This is a genomic window from Shewanella sp. 5_MG-2023, from assembly GCF_030547465.1.
Classification (GTDB): domain Bacteria; phylum Pseudomonadota; class Gammaproteobacteria; order Enterobacterales; family Shewanellaceae; genus Shewanella.
Genome location: NZ_JAUORC010000010.1, coordinates 81,290 through 106,385 on the forward strand (window position 1 = coordinate 81,290; position 25,096 = coordinate 106,385).

The 25,096-nt window shown below is 43.4% G+C and carries 21 protein-coding genes; all 21 read right to left on the reverse strand.

From position 1 onward, the window contains the following. Window positions 1-61: 61 nt before the first annotated feature. Entirely contained in the window at window positions 62-892 is an 831-nt protein-coding gene (locus Q4557_RS07625; RefSeq protein ID WP_303411861.1) for a carbon-nitrogen hydrolase family protein, read from the reverse strand. Further along, window positions 816-5,183 (reverse strand): YhdP family protein, encoded by a 4,368-nt coding sequence (locus Q4557_RS07630; protein ID WP_303411862.1) that lies wholly within the window; start codon window positions 5,181-5,183, stop codon window positions 816-818. Before Q4557_RS07630 ends, Q4557_RS07625 begins: the two co-directional genes overlap by 77 nt. Then, on the reverse strand, window positions 5,183-6,673 hold the full coding sequence (gene rng, locus Q4557_RS07635) for a ribonuclease G (protein WP_102439994.1): 1,491 nt from the start codon (window positions 6,671-6,673) through the stop codon (window positions 5,183-5,185). The genes Q4557_RS07630 and rng overlap by 1 nt, the downstream gene beginning before the upstream one ends. A 94-nt stretch (window positions 6,674-6,767) precedes the next feature. After that, entirely contained in the window at window positions 6,768-7,355 is a 588-nt protein-coding gene (locus tag Q4557_RS07640) for a nucleoside triphosphate pyrophosphatase (protein ID WP_102439995.1), read from the reverse strand. A 2-nt stretch (window positions 7,356-7,357) separates the two neighbouring features. Continuing rightward, on the reverse strand, window positions 7,358-7,846 hold the full coding sequence (gene mreD, locus Q4557_RS07645; RefSeq protein WP_102531486.1) for a rod shape-determining protein MreD: 489 nt from the start codon (window positions 7,844-7,846) through the stop codon (window positions 7,358-7,360). Next, window positions 7,843-8,745, reverse strand: coding sequence for a rod shape-determining protein MreC (mreC, locus tag Q4557_RS07650; RefSeq protein WP_102439997.1), 903 nt, complete (start codon window positions 8,743-8,745; stop codon window positions 7,843-7,845). Before mreC ends, mreD begins: the two co-directional genes overlap by 4 nt. A 63-nt stretch (window positions 8,746-8,808) precedes the next feature. Further along, the gene (locus Q4557_RS07655; RefSeq protein WP_076538556.1) at window positions 8,809-9,858 is read right to left on the reverse strand and encodes a rod shape-determining protein; all 1,050 of its coding nucleotides are present in this window, start codon (window positions 9,856-9,858) and stop codon (window positions 8,809-8,811) included. 309 nt (window positions 9,859-10,167) lie between these two features. Further along, window positions 10,168-14,007: a DUF6701 domain-containing protein gene (locus Q4557_RS07660; protein ID WP_303411865.1), complete on the reverse strand. Its 3,840-nt coding sequence runs from the start codon at window positions 14,005-14,007 to the stop codon at window positions 10,168-10,170. Then, on the reverse strand, window positions 13,997-14,473 hold the full coding sequence (locus tag Q4557_RS07665; protein WP_303411867.1) for an MSHA biogenesis protein MshP: 477 nt from the start codon (window positions 14,471-14,473) through the stop codon (window positions 13,997-13,999). The genes Q4557_RS07660 and Q4557_RS07665 overlap by 11 nt, the downstream gene beginning before the upstream one ends. Further along, window positions 14,463-15,329, reverse strand: a complete 867-nt coding sequence (locus Q4557_RS07670) for a PilW family protein (RefSeq protein WP_102531489.1) — start codon at window positions 15,327-15,329, stop codon at window positions 14,463-14,465. The genes Q4557_RS07665 and Q4557_RS07670 overlap by 11 nt, the downstream gene beginning before the upstream one ends. Next, window positions 15,329-15,856, reverse strand: a complete 528-nt coding sequence (locus tag Q4557_RS07675) for a prepilin-type N-terminal cleavage/methylation domain-containing protein (protein ID WP_102440001.1) — start codon at window positions 15,854-15,856, stop codon at window positions 15,329-15,331. The genes Q4557_RS07670 and Q4557_RS07675 overlap by 1 nt, the downstream gene beginning before the upstream one ends. Further along, window positions 15,846-16,349: a Tfp pilus assembly protein FimT/FimU gene (locus Q4557_RS07680; RefSeq protein WP_368506491.1), complete on the reverse strand. Its 504-nt coding sequence runs from the start codon at window positions 16,347-16,349 to the stop codon at window positions 15,846-15,848. The genes Q4557_RS07675 and Q4557_RS07680 overlap by 11 nt, the downstream gene beginning before the upstream one ends. Window positions 16,350-16,537: 188 nt before the next feature. After that, window positions 16,538-17,011, reverse strand: coding sequence for a type II secretion system protein (locus Q4557_RS07685; protein ID WP_303411874.1), 474 nt, complete (start codon window positions 17,009-17,011; stop codon window positions 16,538-16,540). 441 nt (window positions 17,012-17,452) lie between these two features. Continuing rightward, window positions 17,453-17,941, reverse strand: a complete 489-nt coding sequence (locus tag Q4557_RS07690; RefSeq protein ID WP_303411876.1) for a type II secretion system protein — start codon at window positions 17,939-17,941, stop codon at window positions 17,453-17,455. An 11-nt stretch (window positions 17,942-17,952) separates the two neighbouring features. After that, on the reverse strand, window positions 17,953-18,477 hold the full coding sequence (locus Q4557_RS07695; RefSeq protein WP_303411878.1) for a prepilin-type N-terminal cleavage/methylation domain-containing protein: 525 nt from the start codon (window positions 18,475-18,477) through the stop codon (window positions 17,953-17,955). Between the two features lie 121 nt (window positions 18,478-18,598). Further along, window positions 18,599-19,204, reverse strand: coding sequence for a prepilin-type N-terminal cleavage/methylation domain-containing protein (locus Q4557_RS07700; RefSeq protein WP_303411883.1), 606 nt, complete (start codon window positions 19,202-19,204; stop codon window positions 18,599-18,601). A 130-nt stretch (window positions 19,205-19,334) separates the two neighbouring features. Continuing rightward, window positions 19,335-19,853 carry an MSHA biogenesis protein MshF gene (locus tag Q4557_RS07705; RefSeq protein ID WP_102440005.1) on the reverse strand — a complete coding sequence of 173 codons (519 nt, stop codon included), beginning with the start codon at window positions 19,851-19,853 and terminating at the stop codon, window positions 19,335-19,337. Window positions 19,854-19,890: 37 nt separating this feature from the next. Beyond that, on the reverse strand, window positions 19,891-21,108 hold the full coding sequence (locus Q4557_RS07710; RefSeq protein ID WP_303411886.1) for a type II secretion system F family protein: 1,218 nt from the start codon (window positions 21,106-21,108) through the stop codon (window positions 19,891-19,893). A 2-nt stretch (window positions 21,109-21,110) separates the two neighbouring features. Continuing rightward, on the reverse strand, window positions 21,111-22,865 hold the full coding sequence (locus tag Q4557_RS07715) for a GspE/PulE family protein (RefSeq protein ID WP_303411888.1): 1,755 nt from the start codon (window positions 22,863-22,865) through the stop codon (window positions 21,111-21,113). Next, window positions 22,862-24,157 (reverse strand): lipopolysaccharide assembly protein LapB, encoded by a 1,296-nt coding sequence (locus Q4557_RS07720; protein WP_102475450.1) that lies wholly within the window; start codon window positions 24,155-24,157, stop codon window positions 22,862-22,864. The genes Q4557_RS07715 and Q4557_RS07720 overlap by 4 nt, the downstream gene beginning before the upstream one ends. Further along, on the reverse strand, window positions 24,154-25,086 hold the full coding sequence (locus tag Q4557_RS07725; RefSeq protein ID WP_303411892.1) for an ExeA family protein: 933 nt from the start codon (window positions 25,084-25,086) through the stop codon (window positions 24,154-24,156). Before Q4557_RS07725 ends, Q4557_RS07720 begins: the two co-directional genes overlap by 4 nt. Between the last annotated feature and the right edge of the window lie 10 nt (window positions 25,087-25,096).

Consider the following 25,096-nt stretch of genomic DNA (forward strand, 5'->3'; position numbering starts at 1 on the left):
TATGTGGATTCTTGTCTCACCGAACTTAATTCATCGCTCGATATGTTAGCTAATTCAGTATTTATTTTAATTGGGGCGCAATAAAGCGATTGTGCGCCGCCACTGGAATTTGTTGTCTTATGGTCGCTAAGGCGGCTAAATCAAGCTGGGCTTGCACCCAACCTAGACCGGTCTTTTTCTCAGCGATAATCTTGCCCCAAGGGTCTACTATCATACTTTGGCCCCAGGTTTCTCGGCTACCTTGGTTATGCTGACCCCATTGATCGGCAGCCAGAAAATAACACTGGGTTTCAATCGCCCTTGCTTGGATCAAGGTTTGCCAATGGGCTGCGCCTGTTACCTTAGTAAATGCAGATGGCAAGGCAATAATTTCTGCCCCCGCTAACCTTAATGCCCTGAATAAGTCAGCAAAACGTATATCGTAGCAAATGGCTAAGCCTACCTTGCCAAATGGGGTGTCAATGACAGTGATACGATCCCCTGGGCAAAAAGTATCACTTTCTCGATAGGATTGCGTTTTATCGGCAACCTCAACATCAAATAAGTGTAACTTATCATAGCTGCCTAAGGTATTGCCTTCATCATCAAATAAGTAACTGCGACTATAGACCCTAGCTGCATCTGCAGAAATCGGGATAGTTCCGGCCACCATATAAACATGATGACGCTGAGCTAATGCGGCCAGTTGCTGTTTAAGTTTGCTGGATTCTTCCACAGCAGCAACAGCTAATTGCTGCTGCTCGTGACCACCAAATAGCAAACTGCACTCAGGCAGTACTACCAGTTGCGGTTCATTAGCCTTTCGAGGTAATACACTAAGCTGCGAGTCGATAAAGGCCAGATTGGCTTTGACATCTGTGCTGCTTTGACATTGCAATAAACTGACTTGCATTGGCGCCTCCTTGGCATTGTCGATGATACAGGCTAAAGGACACGATATTGGCTGCGGCCTCTGTGACTGCTTCATCTGCTTTAAGGTTTATGTCAGTAGCATCTACTTCATTAACACCAGCGTCATTAACATTAGCTTTATTAACATTAGCTTTATTAACATCAGTTGCATTCGGCTGATTTTCAGAGCGGTTTAGTTCTACACTCTCAGCTTTAGAGCTAATAGCTTCCGAGCTTACCGTACCTGCCTCGACCTTATCAGGGCTGACTTGTGTTGCTGGCGTTCTTGGCAAAATTGATTCTGGGATTTCGATTTCTTTACTTTTTCGCTCAAGCTCTTCTAATTGTGGCTCGGTCATAGTACCACCAAGGCGAAAACGAATTTCAGAAATAACCTCAATCACAGGCTCTAATACCTTGGTCAAGGCAAAGGCACCTAAGCCTAAAGTCCATGCGCTGGTACTAAGTAATACCACTGTAGGCACACTTGATGCCAATTGCGGAATAAAGCGAATATCATAATTTAAACTTTGGGTGGTTAAATCAGTATAACCACGCACTTTCATATTACCGGCAATCGCATCCATTTCAGTGTCAGTGGTTTTAACCACACCGTTATCGATATTAAGTGAGCCCCCGAACGAGTCAAAGTGTAACCCTTTACCAAACACATCAGAAAAATCTAAAGATAACTTACGCACTATAGAATCTAGGCTAAATAGCGAGAATATCCGCGCACCTTTATCACTAATTTCAGATAAGTAACCTTTGCCCATATCAAAACGTAATTTACCGTTTAGGGTGTCTAATGAGAAACCATAAGGCGGGCCCTGCCATGAAAACTCACCAACTAAATCAAGGGGGGCGTCTTTTAAGCCGGGGTTAATCCCAAGGACTTCTGACAATGCATCAAATTTACTGGCTTTCAATTTAACATCAAACTTAGTCAGGTTTTTGCCATCTTTAAAGGTCCAATCGCCAGTAGCTTGCAAGCTAACAATGGGCCGGGTGAGGGTTAATGTTTGAAAGCGATAACCGTCTTCATAAGGAATACCCTGCAGCACTAAATGGCCCAGACGCCTATCGTAGATGCCAAAATCATCCACATCCACAGCTAATGGCGGTAAATTATCGAGCATATTATCTGGGCTGAACTCCGCTTCTTCAGCAGGTTTAACCCTGGGCGTTAAATGCAATTTACTGGCAACAACTTTTAAGCCTTGTTCACGCCAACTGGAATAAAAATCAATCCGCCCATCAAATTCTTGTGACAAAACATCAAAACGCCATACATGCTCTAACGGCTTGGCGCTAAAACTCAGTTGATTAAAGTCTTGGGCTAAAATATCTAATTTACCCACCTTGGCATCAATTAACGCTAGCGGCGGGAAGAAGCTAGCTTTTGGCCGCGTTAGGGTAGCTTCTGTGGTGCTAGGCTGGTTTTCAGTGGGCGCTGAGGTTTTCGCTGCATGGGCTGTCACAGTATCAACCACGGCTGACTCAGCTGCAGGCTTATTGGCAAAAATACTGGCCATTTCCTCTTCAGTATTTACCAGTGCCGCAGCCGTGGTATCTGGAAGATCGATACTTGAGCTTGCCTTATCGGTAAATTGACTGATGATCGGCAGCCACTGAGTCAGCACCGCATCAGGTAAATCAATAATGATATGACCTTGGTCTTTGGCAAGCTTGTCGCCTAACTTAAACTGACGCCCCAAGATCAGATCATAATGGGCTAAATTATCACCACTTTGTTGATTGAAGCCGCCCCAAAACTCAGCTTGTTTCGCTAGTTTAAGCCCCAATGAGGCCTGTTTATTATCGCCAATAAGCTCTGCACTTAATCGGGTAGGCGTAGCGGCTGCTTTTGTAAACGGCGCAGGTAAGGATAATTCAGCGCCAACTAAGTCTGAGTTAAGCTGTACTTGCAGGCTGTAACCTGTGGGATCAAATATCATAGTGACCCCGCCATCCCAATCCAGTTGACCGGAATAATAGTCAGATAACGGGTTATCAATATAATCAGGTAGATTGTCTAAATCCCACAATCCTTTTAAACCAACGCTTAAGGCTAAATCATCAGCTGAGGTTTTGTTGGTGCCAAAATCAAATGTCAGTGGCTGCTCAAATAAATCTGCGTTGATTTGATTGCCGTTAACTTCAGCATTAATAAATGCCACAGTGCCATTTACTTTTTCCAAGTTAAGCCCTGGTGTGGCGATAAACACCTGGTTATCGTTAAAATGAATTAAGCCTTTATTGTCAGCAACACCGCCCTCATACAGCGGAATGGTTAAATCTAAATCACTGATAATATCCCCTGAAATTTGTACCACATCCAAGGTCGTCCCCACAGATGATTGCAAAGGCGAGTTATCAATAAGCGTTTTTGCAGCCGCTGCTGTTGCCGCGATTTCAGCTTCAATTTTTAAGGTGGTATCTTTACCCATAAACGGAATATAAACATGGGCGCCAGCAGCATTTACGTCTAATAATTTGCCCTTATTAATCATGATATCCATGGCGGCATTTTCAAATAAGGCATATAAGCTCAAATCATCAACTTTGGGCCAATCAGGCTGAAACTCAAATGCGCCGTCATTAAGGTTAAACCCAGCTTGAAAAATACCTGAACTGTCTTGATAAGGAAAACCGCTTAGATCACCATGCCACACAACTTGCGCATCAGGAATATGACCTTTGAGAATAGCCTGGTTTAGATAACTGACTAAATCATCACTCATGGTTTTAAGAGGGAAATAACGCCCTACATTGGCAGCATTGCTGATAGCCACATTAGCATTTAACGCCAAGTGCGCTTGCGCAGCCATATCCAGCTGCATTGATGCGGCGAGATCAATATCATCATTGTAAAAATGGACTTTGGGTAAGGTAAGCCGTGATTTAGCTAAACTATACTGCGCTTTAAATGCATCAGCCGATAATGTTAGCGGCGCTTCAAAACCATCTTGAAAATCTAGCTGATATTGCTGCGCAGGAAACTCGGCACTTAATAGATTATTAGCCCAAGAAAGGCTGCCATCAATGGGTTTACTGCCGGGAATATTCCCCGCAGCTTGCCATTGCAGTTGTTTAATATCAGTTTTAAACAATAGCGGTTTATCGGCAACTTTGAGTAATTGCAGTGGCCCAATACTGCCCTGTGGTTGCAATTTACCCCATTGCTCAACCCCTTTAAGGCCCATTGACGGGATTAACGGCAATAATGGTGTCAGCATTTCTGGGGCGATTTGATTAACGCTAACGGATAAGTCACGGTAGTTGGTTTTTAAAGATAGTTGTAACTCAGGCCAAGCTTGCTCATTCGATTTAAAATCAAGGTCATAGCTATTAATCTGCCAGCCGTTATCACTGGGCTGCCAAGTTAACGCGCCGCCACCAATTTCAAATTTCTGCGACTCAGTAGTCCCATGCCATTGTAGCCAACTTGGCTCAAAGACTAATAAACCAGTATTAATGGTGCGGTGCTCAAACCCGAGCCAAGCTTTTAAATTTACAATGCCTTCAAATTCAATACTATCAAGCTTTAACTCTTTCTCATGTTGTCTTGATGCCCATTCCCCCAAGTCCAACGACTCAGCCGAGATATACACTTGGCCCTTAAGATTATCGGGTTGATAACCACTGCCTTTTAAATCAACTCTTAAAGCCAGTAGCTCTTTTTCTGAAGCTTGCTCATCAAGATGTATAAAGCCTTTAGCTCTGTGCATGCCCGCCATATTATGCCAAGTTAAATTACTAATAAATATCGGCCGATAATCATGGCTGTTACTGAGTAATTGTAAGGTGCCATCACTGATTGAAAAAGTCTCTAGTTGCTCTAACAATAGCGCATAGAGCCAATCGAGATCTGTGGCAGCAGCTGAGGTGGCCTCAGAGCTTGCAAGCGCATCCATGTTCAATGCCACATGAATGCCATCAAACTTGACCGTTTCGATTTGCGGGCTAAGGCTAAGTAGCGTTTGCCAAAAATCCAGTTTTAGATGTACCTTGCTGGCAATTGCAGTCACTGGTATAGCTTGCTGCGGCGGGATCACGATATTACTGACGGTTAAAGCGGGGCCATAGGCCTGCCATTCAGCAGAAACCTCACCCACTTGAACCTCAAGCTGATATTGCTGATATAAATAATCAACAATTTCTGAACGCACTTCAGGTAAATGTGGCAGCAAACCGCGGATAAGACTGACCGCTAGCGCGAATAGTACCAAGACTACGGCTACTGATTGAAAGCATATTCTGCACGCAATTAAGGTTTTACTCTTGGGCACTACACCATCACCACGTCATACTTATTTTGGGTATATAAGGTTTCATTTTGCAGTCTAATACGTTTACCGATATACACTTCAAGCTCGGCTAATAAATGCCCTTCTTCATTGCTTAAGCTCTTATAAACCGCAGGCGAGCAATACAATAAAAACTCATCTGCTTGGTAAGCACGATTCAAGCGAATGATTTCTCTAAACACTTCATAAGAAACAGTTTCAACGGTTTTCATTGAGCCAGTACCTTGGCAAGCTGGGCACTCGCCGCAGACGACGTGCTCTAAACTTTCACGGGTGCGCTTACGGGTCATTTCCACTAAACCTAAACCCGAAAAACCGCTGACACTGGTTTTAACTCTGTCGTTCGCTAAAGCGCTATTTAAGCTGTCTAGCACCCGCTTTTTATGCTCATCATTAAGCATATCAATAAAGTCGATAATGATAATGCCACCTAAATTACGTAACCGCAGCTGCCTAGCAATCGCTTGAGTGGCTTCAAGGTTAGTATTAAAAATGGTCTCGGCTAAGTTACGATGCCCCACAAAAGCGCCGGTATTAATATCGACTGTGGTCATGGCTTCAGTTTGATCAATAATTAAATAGCCGCCTGACTTTAATTCGACTTTACGCCCCAATGCGCGCTGAATTTCATTTTCAACGTCATAGAGTTCAAAAATGGGGGCTGGCCCTGAGTAATGCTCAAGTTTTTCGGCAATTTCAGGCATAAACTCTTGCGCAAAACCCTGCAGTTCTGCAAAAGTGCGTCGAGAATCCACTTGAATATGGTCAAGTTCGGCGCCAACAAAGTCACGAATAATCCGCACCTGTAGGGCTAAGTCTTGATACAACAAAGTCGCGCCTTTGCGCTTTCTACGTTCACAAACTTTTTTCCATACCCGTCGCAAAAACGCCGCGTCTTGAGCCAGTTCATCATCGCCTACGCCTTCAGCAGCGGTGCGAATAATAAAACCACCATCTTCATCAACATAAGGTTCGGTAATCGCTTTTAAGCGAGCCCGCTCAGTCTCTTCTTCAATCCGCTGAGATACACCCACATGGCTTGAACCTGGCATAAAGACTAAGTAGCGTGAAGGCAAAGTAATATCTGTGGTGAGACGAGCACCTTTAGTACCAAGAGGATCTTTCACCACTTGCACTATGATGTCCTGACCTTGCCTGACTAATTCGGCAATATCACGCACCACAAAGTTGCCTTTTTCAACATCGGCAACACATTCGGTATGGGGAACAATATCTGAGGCATGTAAAAATGCAGCTTTTTCAAGACCAATATCCACAAAAGCGGCTTGCATGCCAGGTAGCACCCGACTGATTTTACCTTTGTAGATATTACCGACTAAACCACGCTTCATACGTCGTTCAATATGGACTTCTTGCAGAACGCCATGCTCAACCAGTGCGACTCTCGCTTCTGTTGGCGTCACGTTAATCAGTAATTCAGAGCCTTTTTTACGCTGAGCTTTAGTTTGCATAAGCCACCTGTTTAACGTCTTGTTATACGATATGGGTTATCGAGCCAACTTCTGCAGCTCAGTGTCAAAGACAGATAACCTAAAGGAGTGTTATTTATTTAATCAGGTTCATTTCAGTGAGTAGTTCGCGAGTCTCTACTAACGGTAACCCGACGACGGCAGAATAACTGCCAATAATGGTCTTTACAAAACAACCACCTAACCCTTGAATACCATAAGCACCGGCTTTATCCATTGGCTCTTGGGTATCGATATAGGCATCAATAGTCTGGGCGGATAACTCACAAAAGGTCACCGCCGTTTGGCAAAGCCTTGTTAAGGTTGTAGTACCATTAGTCACTGCTACAGCTGTCATTACTTGATGGGTTTTCCCCGACAATGACGCTAAAATAGCTTGGGCATCTTGTCTGTCTACTGGCTTACCTAAAATCTGCTCACCTAGCACCACTATCGTATCTGAGCCTAATACTTTGGCATCGTCGATGTCAGTACATAAAGCTAAGCCTGCTGCGGCTTTTTCTTTGGCTAATCGCAGCACAAAATCGACTGCTGACTCACCAGGGATAAGTGATTCATCAATATCTGGAGCCACTTGTTTAAAAGAAAATCCAGCATCTGAAAAACCAGCTTGGGCCAGTAATTCTTTACGGCGAGGTGATGTTGAAGCAAGAACCCAACTCATACTTAGCGAACCTTATAACGTCGACGAATGTTGCGTAACACCCAAAAAAACCACCACCACATGAAAATACTGGATATCGCAGGTAGGAACATCGACCAATCGAAGCCAACCCCGTTAACCACAAATTCGACCCAATAAATAATCAAATGGTATAAACACACAAACAGCGCCACCAATATAGACTGCTGCCAGCGGGTAAAGTTACGTAACCTTTGGGATTGAATCACAATAAGATAAATGACAATCGAAAGTGCTAACGAGCGCACCCCTAAGGTCGCGCCAAGCAGCACATCAAGCAGCACGCCAACGACCCATGCGGTAAGTACGCTATAACGATGTGGCAGTGCCATCGCCCAATAAATCATAACCATTAACAACCAATCTGGTCGCCAAGCTTCAACAATGGGCGGCAGCGGCATGATTTGAAACATCATACTGACAAAAATGGTGATCAACACCACCATGCGGCCATTGGCAATATGCGCACTCATTGGCTCACCTCAGTATCGGTCACTAATTCAGCATCTGCCTCAAGGGGAGGAATATCGGAGACTAATGTTGGCTTGAGAGACTCAAGGTCTTCATCAGGCCAAATCAATAATACATAACGGATACGGTCTAAGGCCGCTAATGGCTGCGCAGAAATAACTGAGTAACTTTGGCCAGCATCACGAGAAATGTTCATCACTCGCGCCACTGGATAACCTTCAGGAAAACGCTTACCAAGACCCGATGTCACCAGTAAGTCACCCACTTTAACGTCGGTACTTTTAGCCACATGGCGTAATTCGATTTCATCGATATCACCGGTGCCCTGAGCAATGGCGCGAACATCATTACGGGTAATTCGCACCGGAATACCGTGGCTGGTATCAGTCAATAATAATACTCGACTGGTAAGTTCACTCACTTCAACCACTTGGCCAACAACGCCTTTGGCATCGACAACCGACTGGCCGACGAATACCCCTGTGCGAGCGCCGTGGTTAAGTACCACATAATGCCTGAAAGGATCGCTTGCCACTTCCATCACTTCTGCGACAACTTTACGCGAGTCCATGTGCACCGGTGAGCCGAGTAAGGCTCTAAGGCGCTCATTTTCTTGTCTCAAGTGTTCAAAACGTTGTAAACGCTCAGACATCAGTAATTGCTGGCGCATCAACTCTTTGTTTTGTATTGCCAACATATTACGGGTAGCAATAGAATCGGCAGACCAATCCAGCATCACACCAGGGACATTAGCTAAATATTGAAGCGGGCTTAAAACAGAAGAAATGGACTGACGAAGAGGTTCTAGGCGATCATTAGCGATAAGCAATACCACCGACAAGATAATTGCCAGTGTTAATCTAAATTGTTGCGATATACCACGAACAAAAATTGGTTTCATAATTATCAGGCGGTGACATTTTAGCTATAGAAGTCAAAATATACACCGCCATTGGTTCGCTCTTTAGTTCTCTTCAGAGAATAAGTCGCCACCGTGCATGTCGATCATCTCTAGCGCTTTACCGCCACCACGAGCAACACAGGTTAGCGGATCTTCAGCAACCATCACCGGGATACCGGTTTCTTGCATGAGCAAACGGTCAAGATCACGCAATAATGCGCCACCACCGGTTAATACCATGCCACGCTCAGAAATATCTGAAGCCAGCTCTGGTGGAGACTGCTCTAATGCAACCATTACCGCACTCACAATACCTGATAACGGCTCTTGTAGCGCTTCTAAGATTTCATTGCTATTTAGGGTAAAGCTTCTTGGTACACCTTCGGCAAGGTTACGACCACGTACTTCAATTTCAAGTACTTCGTCGCCAGGATATGCAGTACCAATAGTGTGCTTAATACGCTCAGCCGTTGCTTCACCGATTAAGCTACCGTAGTTACGGCGTACGTAGTTAATGATGGCATCGTCAAATTTGTCACCACCAATGCGTACTGATGACGAGTAAACCACACCGTTTAACGAGATAATCGCCACTTCAGTAGTACCACCACCAATATCAACAACCATTGAACCTGTAGCTTCTGATACTGGTAAACCAGCACCGATTGCAGCAGCCATTGGCTCTTCAATTAAGTAAACTTCACGCGCACCAGCGCCCATGGCTGATTCACGAATGGCACGACGCTCAACTTGTGTTGCGCCAACTGGCACACAAACAAGGACACGCGGGCTTGGACGGAAAAAGCTATTGTTATGCACTTGCTTAATGAAGTGCTGTAGCATTTTTTCAGTCACGTAAAAGTCAGCAATTACGCCATCTTTCATTGGTCGAATTGCTTGAATATTTCCAGGAGTACGGCCTAGCATTTGCTTTGCATCTGTACCCACAGCAGCTACTGATTTTTGTCCGCTGCTGCCACGCTCGCCACGAATCGCGACCACCGATGGCTCGTTTAGCACGATCCCCTCGTCACGAACGTAAATTAATGTATTTGCCGTACCTAAATCGATCGATAGGTCATTTGAAAAAACGCCACGCAGCTTTTTGAACATGTATCTAGCCTGTATTCTGTATCGTCAGAAGAAAGAAAAATCAGGTAACTTTATCAATGCCGCTGGCTTTCCACAAGACCGAACAGGTTAACAATCGCTAATCTAGGTTTTTTTTTTCTATATTAGGCAAATTAATTAAATTTTGACTTAAAACAGCCTATAAACGCTGAAAAAAACATCAAAAACCAACCTCCATGGAATCGCGATATCCAAGACTCACGGCTTAACAGCAGTAAGTTTTGGTCAGCGTTAGCTCAAAAGTAGTATTAATGACATTAAGGCAAATGACCTAAGCGCTAAAATCAGCAGCTAACGGACTTCGCGCCAATAGATAATCCGATCATGACCACGATAGCGACCAAAAAAAGCGCTAGCTCTTGGGTCATAAAGGGTGGTGGAAGATAAATCGTCCCAATCCCAATACCATTGCAGCCACACTGGCACAGTTAAAGGCGCGCTAACTTGGCCTCTATAATCATTAGGGCCAGTGATAAGTGCATTCCATAACAAGGTAAACTCACCGTTAGCAAAACTGCTTGATTGACCAGTTCGCTCAATCGCTTGGCCAGACGTTAATGCCGGTTCAAATTGATAACCCAATGCAGCATCATCAGTTTGACGAGTTAATGCTGGCGTAACCACACTACAACTATCTTCAACATTTGTAGCCCAGTCACTGCCATTCCAATATTCAGCACGAATTGGCATTTTTAGGGTATCGTTTTCAGCACCATAGGTATTATCCATCACGATGCGTCCATGGCGAAAACGCTGAGTAGAAAGCAATTTAGCATCACAATTGCTACCGCAAGAGCCAGAGGTTGCCGCATTCATATCAGGATTGGCCACAAAGGCAAGATCGCCATCGTTGTCATCGACAATAACCCCGATATCAAAGTTATCAAACGGGCCATCTTTACCTGGAGCAGCAAGCCTGCTCAGTGTCGCCATATAGCTACTATCCACTGTTGCCACACCTGCAACCCAAGAGCTCGTCGTGACAGGCAATGAACTCAAGCGATTGCGTTTATCATCGCCATTATCACTGTCTTCACCCACTAATAACGCGGTAGCTTTAGAGAAGTTGCCTTGATAATTTTTAGTTACCTCACTGCCGATATTAAAGGCACTGATATTCATTGCCAGTGGGAATGGCTGGTCCATATAACTAAAGCCTGTGCAGCTAGGTAAAACACTCACGCCACTAATGGCAAATCTATCAGGTACAAAGCGGCCGATATTGCCTGAGCTTGCCAGTGGAATAGGGTAAAACGTTGAACCTTCATAAGTGGATGGCGACTTAACTGTAAACTCAAATACCCCTACTTCACTGATAGATTGCGTAATAGTATTGGTATTATTAGTCGCAGCAATATGGTTGTAATTACCAATACTAAGACTGCCTTGCTCACCAGGTATTGGCGACACCAGTTCACTGCCCAAAGTCATCCCACTATGGATATAGTTAGGCGTAGTTAAGTTGTCACAAAAATCGCCATCATTATCAGACTGCCAAGCCATACCTTGTATCGTTAAATCAAACTCCTCACCGGCTTTTTTATATACATTGCAACTGCTATCGCCCGCTGCACAGCTAGCATTGGCATCAACAGGTTTAACGCATAAACCCACAGGAAAGCTGACAAATGAGTCTGCGCCCACCATCACTAATCCATCTTCCTCGCCAGTGCCATCGTATTGCGCATTTAATTGCATCTGACCCGCATCAGGGTAATTCACGCTAATATCGGCTTCGCCATTAGCATCAAAATCCAGCGATATCAGTGTGCGTGCGCCAACGGATGTCCCTATATCAGTTGCTGCGCCATTACCGGTTACTGCAACTTGCGCCCCAGATATAACTGAACTCGGCGAAACGTAATCGCTCCAAAAGCCCACATCTTTAGTCACATCAGCAAATTGCGGTACGCACGCTTGTGAGGCATCATCTTTTTTCACCGCAGAAACGCTAATACCAGAGGCAGGTTTATTAGCCAGCTTGTCCGGCACAGTAAAAATAAAGCCGCTGTCAGCAAAATTAAAAGTACATTGCGCCGCTGTGGGGGTATTACCGGCAATGCTACATAAAGTGGGGTTAATGGGGGTAGGCACTGAATTAATAATCCCAACGGTCACACTACCCGTAGTGTTGCGCCTTAAATCAACTTGAGTCGAGTCACTAAAGCTAACACTATTGCCGCCAACCCAGCCTCCGCCACCAGTAATAGTTGCTGGGCTTAAGTTCGCTGATACAGTATCTGAAACCGTGGTGCTACAACTGGCATCAGCGCAAGCTTTCAGGGTTAATGTTTCTGCTGTACAGGTTAACGCTGAGCCTGAGTGGGTATATTCAAAATGATCTATGGCTGCGGTTATCGCAGTCGTTTCAAGAGCGACAAAGCTGTAATGTTCCCAAACATGACGGCGCTCGGTATTGCGATAAGTATCTTCATCAACCACCATACTGACTGTATCATTGGTCAACTGACAACGGCGCAGCCAGCCTCCATCACCGCCACGTCGACTGGTTTTTCCTGACACTAAGACTGGCGCATCGCTAAAGCCCGTTAAACTAGTGGTGAAGTTACACTGATAATCTAAGTCCTGAATATTTGCTGAAGTGAAAGTCTGCGCATTCCCAAAGTGAAAATTTGTACTTTCACCATTTAACTCAATAGTACCGTTACCTGCCTTTAACGACATATACGCTACGGTTTCGGCTGCAATCTCATCATTTTCCAATCTATCTTCCATGCACCGATTCGGGCTGGTAAGCCTGACCTCAGATGCTTCTAAAGCAACTTCAGCCCCAGTCGTTGTAAATTGCGAGGTAGTGGTAAGCCAACAATTATTAACCTGAGTTTGTATTTGGTGCAAAAAGATATCTTGGGTGTCGGGTAATATCACATCGGTATAAGGTGAGTTTGATCCAATTAGCGCATCATCTACAGCCACAGTTCCGGCGATCAATTCGGTGCCATTGGATAAGTCATGGGTGCCTTCTGTAACTGCAATCCAGTGCACCTCTACCATATTGTTAGAATCAACCTTTCGCCTTGCTGGTGAAGGCGGCTCTTGTTGCTGCCAGCTAAAGCCTGATGTGGTTACACTGCCTTGTTCTAAAAAGACTGAAGCGGGGCCATCACCATTTGCATCAGTTTCAGAAATGGTCGGCATTAAAAAGATTAGCGGTGTTGAACCTGCGGGGAAAGGCGTCTCAAAACTAACACTCCCTGTTGTAGCTCCAGTATTCGGATCAGTTATAGATATAGACTTACCGTATTGAATATGGAATGGAATGACAGGGTTGGATGATGCATCATTGATAGTCGATGAGGTCATATTTAACACTCTAGCTGTCACACGACCATTAATAATTGACTGATTGGTCATTGACAAGGTCCCATCAACAAAAATCAACCCATTAACCGTAGTGCCACTGGCTAGTGTTAGTGAACTATAGGTAATTAATTGCAATTCAAAGTTATTACCATCATTCAGCTTTACTCGATCACTCCAATTCGCAGACTGATTAACAAAAATTCTCACATCGCCAAGTAACTCAATGGATGAGTCGCTACCTAAAAGTAATTCATCGACCCAGTAATCACCACCCGACAAGATCAATTTACCCCGATTAGTCAGTTCAAGTTTATCAAAACGATATTCATTAAAGTCATTTGTAATAGTAGCCGTACAATTATCTAGCTTAATCTCTGTAAATTCATTTTCACCGCCATCACCCAATGTTATTTGAGCATTGTTATTACAAGAATCACTACCAGCCCTGCCATTACTAGTCTCAAATTTGTTAGTGCCGTTCATCGCTAAGCCACGGATATCTCTACCGGTAATAGTACAAGTGCGATCACCGCCAGCAGCAGTATCGCAGCTTCTCCCATTACCATTTACAATGCTAATAGAACAAAACTGTAAATCATCTCCATTAGTACCATTAATTCGACTTTGATTACTTAACGATAACTGTGTGCCTGAAGCACAGTTACCGTTATTATTCCCGCGATGACCTTGGGCAACATCAGCCCAAATAACATTCTGATCAATAACCTCAAATGCCAACACAGGTATAATTAATAAACAATAAACGACTATGGCTGATAGGCACTTGTTAAAAAAATTAATCACCACGGGCTTCTACCTCAACTTGTCGATTAACCCGCAGGCAATCTGTTGTAGCCGCATCGCCGCTACAATTACCGGTTTCACAAACTGCATAGCTAAGAATGCTGTATTGGGTCACGCCGTTAGCCACCGTTGGGTTACAGGCCAAAAAGACTCTACAGCCGTGGAAACCAATTGTTGATGGAGCGCTCCATTCATGACGTACTGAATTGCAAACACCAACCCCACCAGCAACCGGAAATAAGCTTGCTAATTCAGCATCTGCGCCGCTATTGGCGGCAAATAAGGCTCTGGCGCCCCACACTTCGAGGTTCACAGCATCATCGCTATCTTCCAGCATCCGAATTAATGTGCCCGCCAGTAAAAACATGACGATTAATACAAAAATAGCAATCACCAAGGCGCTGCCTCGTTGACGTCTTGCTATTAAGCCACTAGCGCTTAGTGCCTTGTTTAAGGGGTTATGGAACATTCGTCACCTTAACTTGATGCTGATATTTGAACGTTTCGCCATTAACACTAAATCTGGGTTCAATATGGACTATGGCATTTCGCATTAGGTTTTGTTCAGTCAGTTTAATAGCAGGCTCTAGTAGCAGATTGTTACTAACATTTTCTGCCATCAATACCGCAGTGCCCATTTGCGATGGTGCGGGCTGACTCGCTATATAGCCATAGTCAGCGTAACGATAAAGTTTTACCTCACTATTACCTATAGGGCTTTCAAAACAATAACTAATAGGCTGACTGGCAAAGTAGATACGTTTAATTGGCGACTGCTCGGCAAATTGAGCTAGGCCAGTAAATGTTAGCGTAAGCACATTGGCTGAACTTGAACTTGATTGCAGTTCAAAGCGTTTGTTTCTGCTGGCTTGATATACATCGTTAACGCCGCTGCTATTGCTAGCGAGTGGGTAAACCAGCGCATATTGCCCTGCGTTAATGCTAATGCCATTATCAATCACTGTGCCGCTGACAAGGGCATCATCAGGGTAAATGGGCAGCTCAAGGTAACTGGTGCTGGAATCAATGGGCAATAATTCAATACATTGATAACTGCCACCTGTTGCAGTGCGTAATCTGACGCTATTTGGCACTGCATTACGAATATCACGGGTCATGCGTTCAACCGCAAAACGGCTTTGGCTAAGCACTTGATCAATTGAGCTTGATTCAACAAAAATACGGGTGCCAAAAATAATAAAACCGCTGACTCCAACCACCAGTATGCCCAAAATCAAAATAACCGTGACCATTTCAATTAAGGTAAAACCGACCTGTTTCGCGCCTATTTTTGATAAAGGTTTTGCCCGTTGCAGTATGCCCATTAGTAATTACTCCTTACCGCTTGGTAAGTGATCACTTCACCAGCAGGTGTAGTGACATCTACAGTAATTAATTTTTCGGCTTGGCCGTTAAGGTATGACACATCAACTTCTAACTCATAGCCCAAATACACCTCGGCGTAGGTCTGGTTTGAGTCAAGCATGAGACTGCTAATATTCAAGCCTTTGTAATCATCCACATCATTGAAATTATTACGGCTTTCACCGTTTGGCCCCAGCGTGGTTGAACAAGCTACCCCAGCAGCAGAATTACACGCTGGTATACCACCATTTGGATCGGTATTTTCATCAAAGCGCTTACCCCAAATCTCATTCATCACCGAATGGGCAAGCTCAGCAGAGCGAACCCGTGAAAGTGTTTCAACGGCGCGATCAGCTTGGGGTAACAGCATTGAGGTCATCAGTACAATGGATATGCTCAACACAAGCATACCCACCACTAGTTCAATCAAAGTAAAACCTGATTTTTTAGTCGTAAAAGCATTAAATGGGGATAATTTATAAGCCATGAATATAGCCCTCAGATTCCATTGCAATACCTAAGGTTTCATCGGTTACCGCATTAAAACACAAGCCTGAGCAATTGATGTTTGAGCGGCCATAATTATCAAAATCTAAAAAGAAGGTCGTCGCGCTTGTACTGGCCAGCTCGATATAAGCGCCACCCTGAAAAGCTTGTTCCACTTCTGTTCTCAACAGGTTTGCGGTATTACAGCTTGCGGAGGCGGTGTTAATCGTTTGCGAATAGTGGCTAAGCTGATAACCCGTTGGCGACACACTAATACGATAACAACGATCGCTATTATTCATTGCTCTTAACTGCACTTGGCGCAGCTCACTAATAAATTCGTTTCGCAAAGAATACGCGCTATAGCTGGACTGGGGGATGAGCCTTGGGATCACAAACACAGCAATAATCCCTACGATTAGAATCGTAGTCACCAGCTCAACTAAGGTAAAGCCACAATGAACGCGTTTATGTTTAAGCCCGAGTGAAAAGATCGTTACCACCTATCAAAAAGTAAATCAGTTATATAGTATGGCAAAATATAGCATAAACGTCTTGATATCCTTTATTAAAATTGCCATTTAGCTGATTGACAATGTTAGTCAGTAATTAGCTTACATACTGGAATCGTGCCAATAAAAAAGCCTGCAACAGCAGGCTTTAGTTTTGAAGCGATTTCATACTAACAATCAGAAGCTGTAGGTAAAGTTAAAAATGTTGGGAGTGTATTCTCTCCTGTACTTTCTTTATAAGTCAGCTTGCAAGCTTCAGGAGCGCCTACTTGAACGATCTCAATAGATTTAGGCACATCTGCAGCAGCAGATACCACGGTAAAATCCCATTCATCGTCTGAAATATCTACCGCATTTAATAATTCAGCTTCTGTTGCTGCAATATAACCAAATACTGTTTTAGCATCCGCTGCAGCACCAATACTTACTGAACCTGGGTTGTTCTTTTCTTCACCAGCAAGGATTGCTTTTGAATATACAAGGCTATTAGCACCTTGAATCGCCGCTTTAACACCTTGTAAAGTTGATACACGAGCATCACCTTGCAAATTGATAAATTTAGGCGCTGCGGTCACCGCTAAAATACCTAAAATAATGATGACTACCACTAATTCAATTAGTGTAAAACCTTGTTGTTTTTGCATAAATACGACCTATAGATACGACAATATAAAATATGGATGCCTACGTTTTTTCCAAACTTACTGCGCTTGAGTCAAGCAAGGTAAGTGGCTAAGCAATGTTCTCTGTTTAATCCTTAATGGCGAGACTTGTTAGATAAACAACCTTTACCTAACAAGGGCGTCAATTATCTCACTTCGTCAAATTTCTGTCCCGCATAACTCGGTATCAGTTTGTATCATTTATATTTAAAGCAGATAACCTTGCTGCTTTTGCATAGATAATGACACTGAATAAAACCGAACAGTTAAACCAGAGAATCAACACCTTAGCAATTTATAGCCACAATTTTATCACCCCATCATGGCCACCATGTGCCACCAAGGTTACACAGCAGAAAAAATATTCCCTTTAAAAACAAAAAAAGCCTGCATAAGCAGGCTTTTAATATCCAAAAATCTAATTTAACAAAGATCGGGATCTGTTACTGCTGTATAAACGGGCAATACACCGTCTCCAGCTTCCTCATAAACTAAATCACAAGTATCAGGAGCGCCTCTTTGATAAATAGTAGCTTCCCCATCAGTAGTATCATCGATAATCCAATCATTTGAACCTGTATCAATATCAGCTAAAGCATCGAAGGTCACATCTAAAGCTTCTTCCAAATCGTCTTGTTTTGCTTTTATGTAACCATATACAATATTTAAATCTTCTGTGCCGGAACCAATATCTAGAGTATCTTCATCCTCAGATTCTTTACCAGCCAAAGCTGCTTTAGAATAGACTAATGTATTACCACCTTGGATAGCAGCTTTCATGCCAGCTAAAGCAGAAACTCTAGCATCACCCTGCAGATTAATAAATTTAGGTGCTGCGGTTACCGCTAAAATACCTAAAATAATAATCACGACAACTAGTTCAATTAATGTAAAACCATTTTGCTGTTTCATAAAGACTCCTATTAACAACCGTTATCAGTAATCACATAAGTAGGGATTGTATTAGCATCAGCAGCTTCGGTATAAACCAACTTACAAGCTGTAGCACCCACTTCTGCTGGTGAACCATTTTGAGTGATGGTTAGAGTAGTAGATGTATCAGCAACGACAATCCATTCAGAATCACTTCCATCAGCACCAAACTCTGCATCTATAGCTTTATTAAACTCGGTTATGTCAGCTTGAATATAACCATAGTTAGTAATAACTTCATTACCTGTGCCAGCACCAATATCAACACCATTTTCTGGAGCAGCAGCCCAATCACCAGTTGCTTTCTTCTCATGACCATCAATCGCCGCTCTAGCAAACACTAACCCGTTAGCGCCTTGAATAGCACCTTTAACACCTTGCAGTGATGCTTGACGTGCATCTGACTGTAAATTAATAAATTTAGGCGCTGCGGTTACCGCTAAAATACCAAGAATGATAATAACTACTACTAGCTCAATTAATGTAAAACCTTGTTGCTTACGTTTGATTTGCATAATGTCGGCCCTCTTTAAAAAATAAAATTTATGGCATTTACAACATTACTGAATAATCCTTATTCAGTAATTAACTATTACTTTCAGCGTGATTAAGGCTTTAGTTACCTTAATCAATAAATTAATCGTTACTAAAGCTTAATACTTGTCCTGTGCCTGGATTATAAGTCACACCTTTTGCTCCAGCGGTATTTAAGCTCGGTGTTGGCGCCGGAACACCTGTATTGGTATTCAAGGTTAATGAAGCAATTTGATGATAGACACAAACATCAATACTTTGAACCACTGAGCCATCGATACCGGTAGCCGTTCCGCCAATACCCTTTTCAACTTTTACTGTGTAGCGTAAATCACGCGCGTCTTCAGTATAGATGTCGTTACGAGGGGCACTTTGCAGCACACTATTAAACACTTCCTGACACGTTAGGTCAGTCATTGCTGTAACGTCAGTATTTGTACGACCTGTCGGAAAACCAAAGCGAGTATCTAAAGAAACAACCGTGCCATCTAAAATAACAGAAGTATTTCGGCGACCATCAACTTCCCATTGCGCTCTGACAAAACCCACCGCAGTCGCTAAACCACCGGCAACACCTTCGACACTGGCGTTTTGCGCATCTTCAGTGACATTTAAAAAACGTGGAATTGCGGTTGCCGCTAACAAGCCTAGAATGACAATAACAATAACCAGTTCGATTAAAGAAAAGCCTTGTTGCTTCATTTTCATATAAAATACCTCTATTGAGACTGACACCTGTTTTAATTGCAGTCTTATTACCTATTGTTAACGAGCTAAAGCTTATATGTAAACAAATTTTAGCACTTAATGTAGATTAAACACCTATATCGATTAAAATTTAATCTGACCCGGTAAAAATAACCCGCCCCGATGAAACCTGATAACTAATGCTACCACTTTGCGCTGTAGCGAAATGACAAATCTCTAATTCGGTTTGGTAATTTACCTTAACTCCCATATCTAGCAAGTTGCTTGCCATCAATTGTTGCCATAACTCAACACAACCCTGTGCGGAGGCGGATTTTAGCATTGGCCAGCCAAAAGTCGACATCAAAATAATATTATCCTCCCCAGCCAGCTTATCATTTTTAAGTTGTTTAGCTGAACCTGACGCTAGGTTTTCCCAACTTAACTTCAAGCGCTGAGGCTTGCCCTGACTAAGCCACTGGCTTTTTACCATCGCCAGCACATACAGCAGCCGATTATGTTCTCGGTGGATACTTTGAGCGCCGATACTCTCGACGCTTGTAAAATGTTTCGCACCGATAACAACCATAATCACGAGCACTAAGGTGATGCTGATAATACGGATATAGCTCTTAACCAAATTATTTTCTGATTGCTGTTGTTTTTGCATTATGCAATTAACTCAAACATTGTGGCGTTATGCATTGTTAGCCACCTTTGACCACATTGAGCATATCCCACATTGGCAGATAAATACCCAAGGCCAAAATTAATACAATGCCTGCTACAAAGCCAATTAAAATCGGCTCTAATTTGGCGGTTAAATTCTTTAAATCGTAATCCACTTCACCTTCATAAAAATCAGCAGCATCATTAAGTAATTTATCAATTTGACCGGTTTCTTCGCCTACTGCCACCATCTGCAGCACTAATGGTGTAAATAAACCACTGTGGTTTGACACCCTTAGCATTGATTCACCAGATTCAATTCCGCGGCGCATGGCAACAATACGGTCATGCATATAACTATTATCTACGGCATCTGCCACTAAACTGAGCGCTTGAGTCATAGGCACACCCGCTCCCAACATCATCGAGAAACTGCGGCAGTAGCGCGATAAGGTTGAGCGTTCAATGATTGAGCCCACCGCAGGAATATGTAATTTCCATTTGTCCCATTGTCGCTCACCTTTTTCGGTGTGATGCCAATATCGAATGCTGACAATAATGGCCACTAAAACCACTGTCATTACATGCCAATAATTAACAAATAAATTAGAGGTGTTAATTAAAATTTTAGTTGCCCACGGCAGTTCAGCGCCAAAACGGGAAAACATAGCTGCAAACTTTGGAATAACCATGATGTTCAACACCACCATAGCGATAGTAATAGCGATCAATACGAATATCGGATAACGCATAGCTGACTTTATTCGGCGGCGAGTCTCTTGCTCTCGTTCGATATAGCCAGATAACTGAATAAAAGCATCTTCCAATTTACCGGTGTTTTCACCCACATGAACCATAGAGATAAAAAGCGAATCAAAAATATCTTGATGCTGATTCATGGCGGCAGATAAAGGGCGACCTGAGGTTAATTGCTCTGAAATATCATTAAGGGCATCTTTCATTCGTTGGGAATGCGTGGTTTCAGCCAAACCTGCAATAGCACGCAAAATTGGAATGCCAGAGCGAGTTAACGAATACATTTGCCGAGTAAAAATTTGTAGCTCTTCTAATGACACCTTTTGAGTAAAAATACCGCCAAGATTAAAAGGCTTGGTCGGTTTTACTTCACGCAGCTCAAGGGGAATAATGCCACGAGACATTAACGCATCTGCGGCGCTATTCTCGTTAGCTGACTCAATTAAGGCAGTAACGGCAGCGCCTTGGGAGTTTCGTCCTCGATACTGGAATGTCGGCATAATTAGACCCCTGAAGCAATATTATGCAGAGCGGGGGGCTCCATTCGCAGCTCACTGACATCTTCAACCAGTTTGGCTACCTCTTCTATGGTTGTCATGCCATTAAATAGATATTCAAATGCTGAGTCTGCCAGCGGCACAAAACTTGGGCTTTGCTTAGCGGCATGGGCAAAGTCTTGCGGGTTACCGGTGCGCATCGCATCCACCATGGCATCATCAAGCTCAAGAATTTCAAAAATACCTATACGACCACGGTAGCCGGAGCCATTACAGCTTTGACAACCTGTACCTACTTTAAAGTTGGCTTGGCTAGGATCTTTTTTGCTTACGGCGTTAATCCAAGCTAATTCGCCTGCTGTAGCTTGGTAATCAGTCGCACAGTTCGCACATACGCGGCGCACTAACCGCTGGGCAATAATCACCCTTAGCGCACTGGCAACTAGGTAACTGGCTGCGCCCATATCGAGTAAACGTAGCGCACTGGTAATGGCATCATTGGTATGCAAGGTCGATAACACAAAGTGACCGGTTAATGCGCCTCGAAGGCCAATTTCGACGGTTTCTTGATCACGCATCTCACCCACCATGATGATATCGGGATCTTGACGTAAGGTGGTACGTAGTACATTGGAAAAATCTAAGCCTATCTTATGATTTACCTGTACTTGGTTAATCCGCGGCAATTGGTATTCCACCGGATCTTCAACGGTAATGATCTTAGTATCAGCTTTGTTCAACTCACTTAAAATGCCATACAAGGTGGTGGTTTTACCGCTACCAGTTGGCCCTGTCACTAACAGCATGCCGTGAGGTCGCTTAATCTGTTTACGAATGCGCTGCAAAATATGGTCCGGCATACCGGTTTCATTCAACGTCAGTAAGCCTGCTGATTGATCCAATAAACGCATTACCACCGACTCACCATGATAAATCGGCATGGTAGACATACGTATATCAATTTTGTGGCCTTTTACCTCTATATTAAAACGGCCATCTTGTGGCATACGCTTTTCAGAGATATCAAGTCCAGCCATTAGCTTTAAACGCAGTACTAATGCTGAGGCAATATTGACTTCATCTAAGGTGTTTTCATGTAACTGACCATCGATACGCTGACGAATACGCAGTACTTTTTCACCGGGTTCAATATGAATATCCGAGGCACGCATTTGCACAGCATCTTCAAAAATCGACTGTAATAATTTAACCACTGTGGTTTCATTATCACTGTCACTGTTGGTGATACTGGCCAAGTCGAACATGTCATCTGCGGCATATTCTTCTTCTAATTCACCCGCGATTTTTGCAATTTCATCGGTGCGTCGATAGAGGTTATCGAAGGCATCCAGTAACTGTCGCTCTGGCGTCACCGCAATGGTCAATTTTTTCGGTGCTACAAACACTTCAAGGTGATCGATTGCTTGTAAATCAGCAGGATCGCTCATCGCCAAGGTCACGCTGTCAGCGGTGGCTTCAACGACTAAGGAGCGATACCGGCGCGCCTGTACTTCAGGGATCAAACTGACCACTTCAGCAGGAATAGAAAGACGACTGATATCTAAATAAGGCAGATTAAGCTGCTGGGATAAAAACTTCAGTAATTGATCTTCAGTAATACAGTTAAGATCAATTAAGGTACGACCGAGTTTTTTACCGGAATTACGCTGCTCCGCTAAAGCCTGCATTAACTGATCGTTTGAAATAATGTGTTCTTGAACTAGTAGATCGCCCAAACGCATTTTCAATTTAGGTTTCATTGGCTACCTCCTAGTTGAATTAAACGCTGCTCTATATAAGTCATAGCACCCGTTGATAAACCTCTATATGACATTGCCTTTCGATAAGCATCTGCCGCCTGAGGGTATTGTTGTTGTGAATCTAACGCATAAGCTAAGCCCATCCACCAGCGCGCTTGCGAGGGTTCAATGGAAAGTAATGAGCGATAAGCCGCTTCTGCCAGTGCAAATTGACCTTCTTGTTGTGCAATATCACTTTGTAACATCCACTTGTCTCTGGCCCATTCGCTGTTATCGTCTATCTCACTCAAGGTATTGAGCGCTTTATTGGGACTAAACGCGGCGATTTGCACTTTTGCCTTTAAGATGGCTAATTCAACCTCTTCAGGAAAAAGGCTCACCCCTTGGGCTAAAATTTGCTCGGCTCTGCCTAAGTTATTGACTGAGTAATACAGCGCGGCGAGTTGCTTTCTTGCTTGATGCATAGAAGGCTGCAGTACTAAAGCTTCATAATAATTTTTAATCGCTTGATCAATTTTTTGCTGCTGCTCAGCCACTTCTGCTGCGTCGAATTTTTTCTTCGCTAATTGTTCATTAGTTAAGGTCACTTCTTTAACCGCCATGTGACCTTTTTGATTTACATTGGCCACGGTTGCACTGCTGCTTGAACGGCGATGTTGGGCAAAATGCACTTTTACATCCGCCGTTTTATCAGCCACTTTGACGGCTTCAGGCTCAACCAGCGTTTGGTGTTGTGTTACTGCCTTAGCTTCTGCGCTGAGGCTTGCTGGCTCACTAACGACTATGTCTTGTTGCTCAGCTAACGCTACATTTACTAGCTCTACATTTGCTAGCTTTGATTGCTGGTTAGCATCAGTTTCATTTAGCTTACTTTTATTTAGATCACTTTCTTTTAGCTCTGCGCCTGCAAGCTGATCCGAGGCTTTAATCTCAGCCTCAGTAATATTATTCTCAGTCTCTTGCTGCGCTATGGTTACCTTCGCACTGGCATTGCTAGTATCAGCCTTAGACTGAAGATTATGCTCAGCCAAAGGCTGCAGGTTTTGTAATTGCTTACCTTGTTGATAAAGCATGAAGCCTAATATCAACATGGTAATTATCATCACCAGCGCGATGAATAAGCCTCGGTTCGCCCCCATTGCTGAGCCAGATGTTGATTCTGGTTGCAACTGACTGTGGAATTGCACTTTGGGAGTAACAAAAGCCTCAGTCGTATTGGCAGCGCCATTTTCATCTACTGCGGTTTGCTGGCGCTTATCTAAATCTTTTAAAACTTTATTTATTACGCTCATATTGACTCACTTAAAACAGCTAACCAGTCAACATCGACAATATATAAACATGTCAGTGATGCGCTAATAATTAATATAAAAAATACCCAAGCATTTATGGTATTGCTGGGTGATAGATGTGTGGCATCTTCAGTATCGGCAATGGCTGCGCGGCAATGTGATGTGCTTATTTGCGCTCGCCCTTCTGCATAACACAGCAACATGGCTTTATTAGCAATTACATTAACTAACCGTGGTATGCCTCTTGCCGCTTGGGCGATTAATTTAATGTCTTTATCACTAAACAAACCTTTGCCTTGGTAGCCTGCAACACTTAAGCGATAATTAAGGTACGCTTTAATTTCATCCCATACTAATGGCCTAAGGCTATAACTAAAGGTGATCCGCTGTTTTAGCTGCCGTATTGCTGGGTCTTGTAAGCGCTTATCTAGTTCTGGCTGACCAAACAACACCACTTGAATTAACTTGGCGCTTTCAGTTTCTAAATTGGTAAATAGCCGCAGCGTTTCTAAACTGTTATTAGGTAAGGCTTGAGCTTCATCGAGCACCAGAATCACTTTAAAGCCTTGGCTGTTGAGCTCAAGTAAACGGCTTTGAATTAAGCTGGTAAGTTGCTGCTGATTGAGGTTTTCAGTTAATAAAACCCCGAGCTCCGCCGCTAACGCCCAACGAAGCTCGTCAGGGGTTAAATAAGGGTTCGGTATATATGCGCAGTGATAATTAGTCGGTAAATCGTTCATCAGCTTACGACAAATCAGCGTTTTACCTGTCCCTACCTCACCAGTTACTTTAATAAAGCCTTCACCATTAGCGATGGCAGTTTGCAGCACTTGTAACGCCTCCACATGGGGCGTCAAACCAAAGAAAAACTGTGTATTTGGCGTAAGCGTAAACGGTAACTGACTCAGGCCAAAGTGCTGCTGATACATAATGTTTGCT

Coding starts and splice junctions, on each gene's coding strand:
- Q4557_RS07690 (WP_303411876.1), bottom strand. CDS start 17,941: ATGAAACAGCAAAATGGTTTTACATTAATTGAACTAGTTGTCGTGATT.
- Q4557_RS07695 (WP_303411878.1), bottom strand. CDS start 18,477: ATGCAAATCAAACGTAAGCAACAAGGTTTTACATTAATTGAGCTAGTA.
- Q4557_RS07725 (WP_303411892.1), bottom strand. CDS start 25,086: ATGTATCAGCAGCACTTTGGCCTGAGTCAGTTACCGTTTACGCTTACG.
- Q4557_RS07640 (WP_102439995.1), bottom strand. CDS start 7,355: ATGAGTTGGGTTCTTGCTTCAACATCACCTCGCCGTAAAGAATTACTG.
- Q4557_RS07655 (WP_076538556.1), bottom strand. CDS start 9,858: ATGTTCAAAAAGCTGCGTGGCGTTTTTTCAAATGACCTATCGATCGAT.
- Q4557_RS07670 (WP_102531489.1), bottom strand. CDS start 15,329: ATGGGCATACTGCAACGGGCAAAACCTTTATCAAAAATAGGCGCGAAA.
- Q4557_RS07710 (WP_303411886.1), bottom strand. CDS start 21,108: ATGCCGACATTCCAGTATCGAGGACGAAACTCCCAAGGCGCTGCCGTT.
- Q4557_RS07715 (WP_303411888.1), bottom strand. CDS start 22,865: ATGAAACCTAAATTGAAAATGCGTTTGGGCGATCTACTAGTTCAAGAA.
- mreD (WP_102531486.1), bottom strand. CDS start 7,846: ATGAGTGCGCATATTGCCAATGGCCGCATGGTGGTGTTGATCACCATT.
- mreC (WP_102439997.1), bottom strand. CDS start 8,745: ATGAAACCAATTTTTGTTCGTGGTATATCGCAACAATTTAGATTAACA.
- Q4557_RS07700 (WP_303411883.1), bottom strand. CDS start 19,204: ATGAAAATGAAGCAACAAGGCTTTTCTTTAATCGAACTGGTTATTGTT.
- Q4557_RS07665 (WP_303411867.1), bottom strand. CDS start 14,473: ATGTTCCATAACCCCTTAAACAAGGCACTAAGCGCTAGTGGCTTAATA.
- Q4557_RS07705 (WP_102440005.1), bottom strand. CDS start 19,853: ATGCAAAAACAACAGCAATCAGAAAATAATTTGGTTAAGAGCTATATC.
- Q4557_RS07625 (WP_303411861.1), bottom strand. CDS start 892: ATGCAAGTCAGTTTATTGCAATGTCAAAGCAGCACAGATGTCAAAGCC.
- Q4557_RS07675 (WP_102440001.1), bottom strand. CDS start 15,856: ATGGCTTATAAATTATCCCCATTTAATGCTTTTACGACTAAAAAATCA.
- Q4557_RS07720 (WP_102475450.1), bottom strand. CDS start 24,157: ATGAGCGTAATAAATAAAGTTTTAAAAGATTTAGATAAGCGCCAGCAA.
- Q4557_RS07685 (WP_303411874.1), bottom strand. CDS start 17,011: ATGCAAAAACAACAAGGTTTTACACTAATTGAATTAGTGGTAGTCATC.
- rng (WP_102439994.1), bottom strand. CDS start 6,673: ATGCAAACTAAAGCTCAGCGTAAAAAAGGCTCTGAATTACTGATTAAC.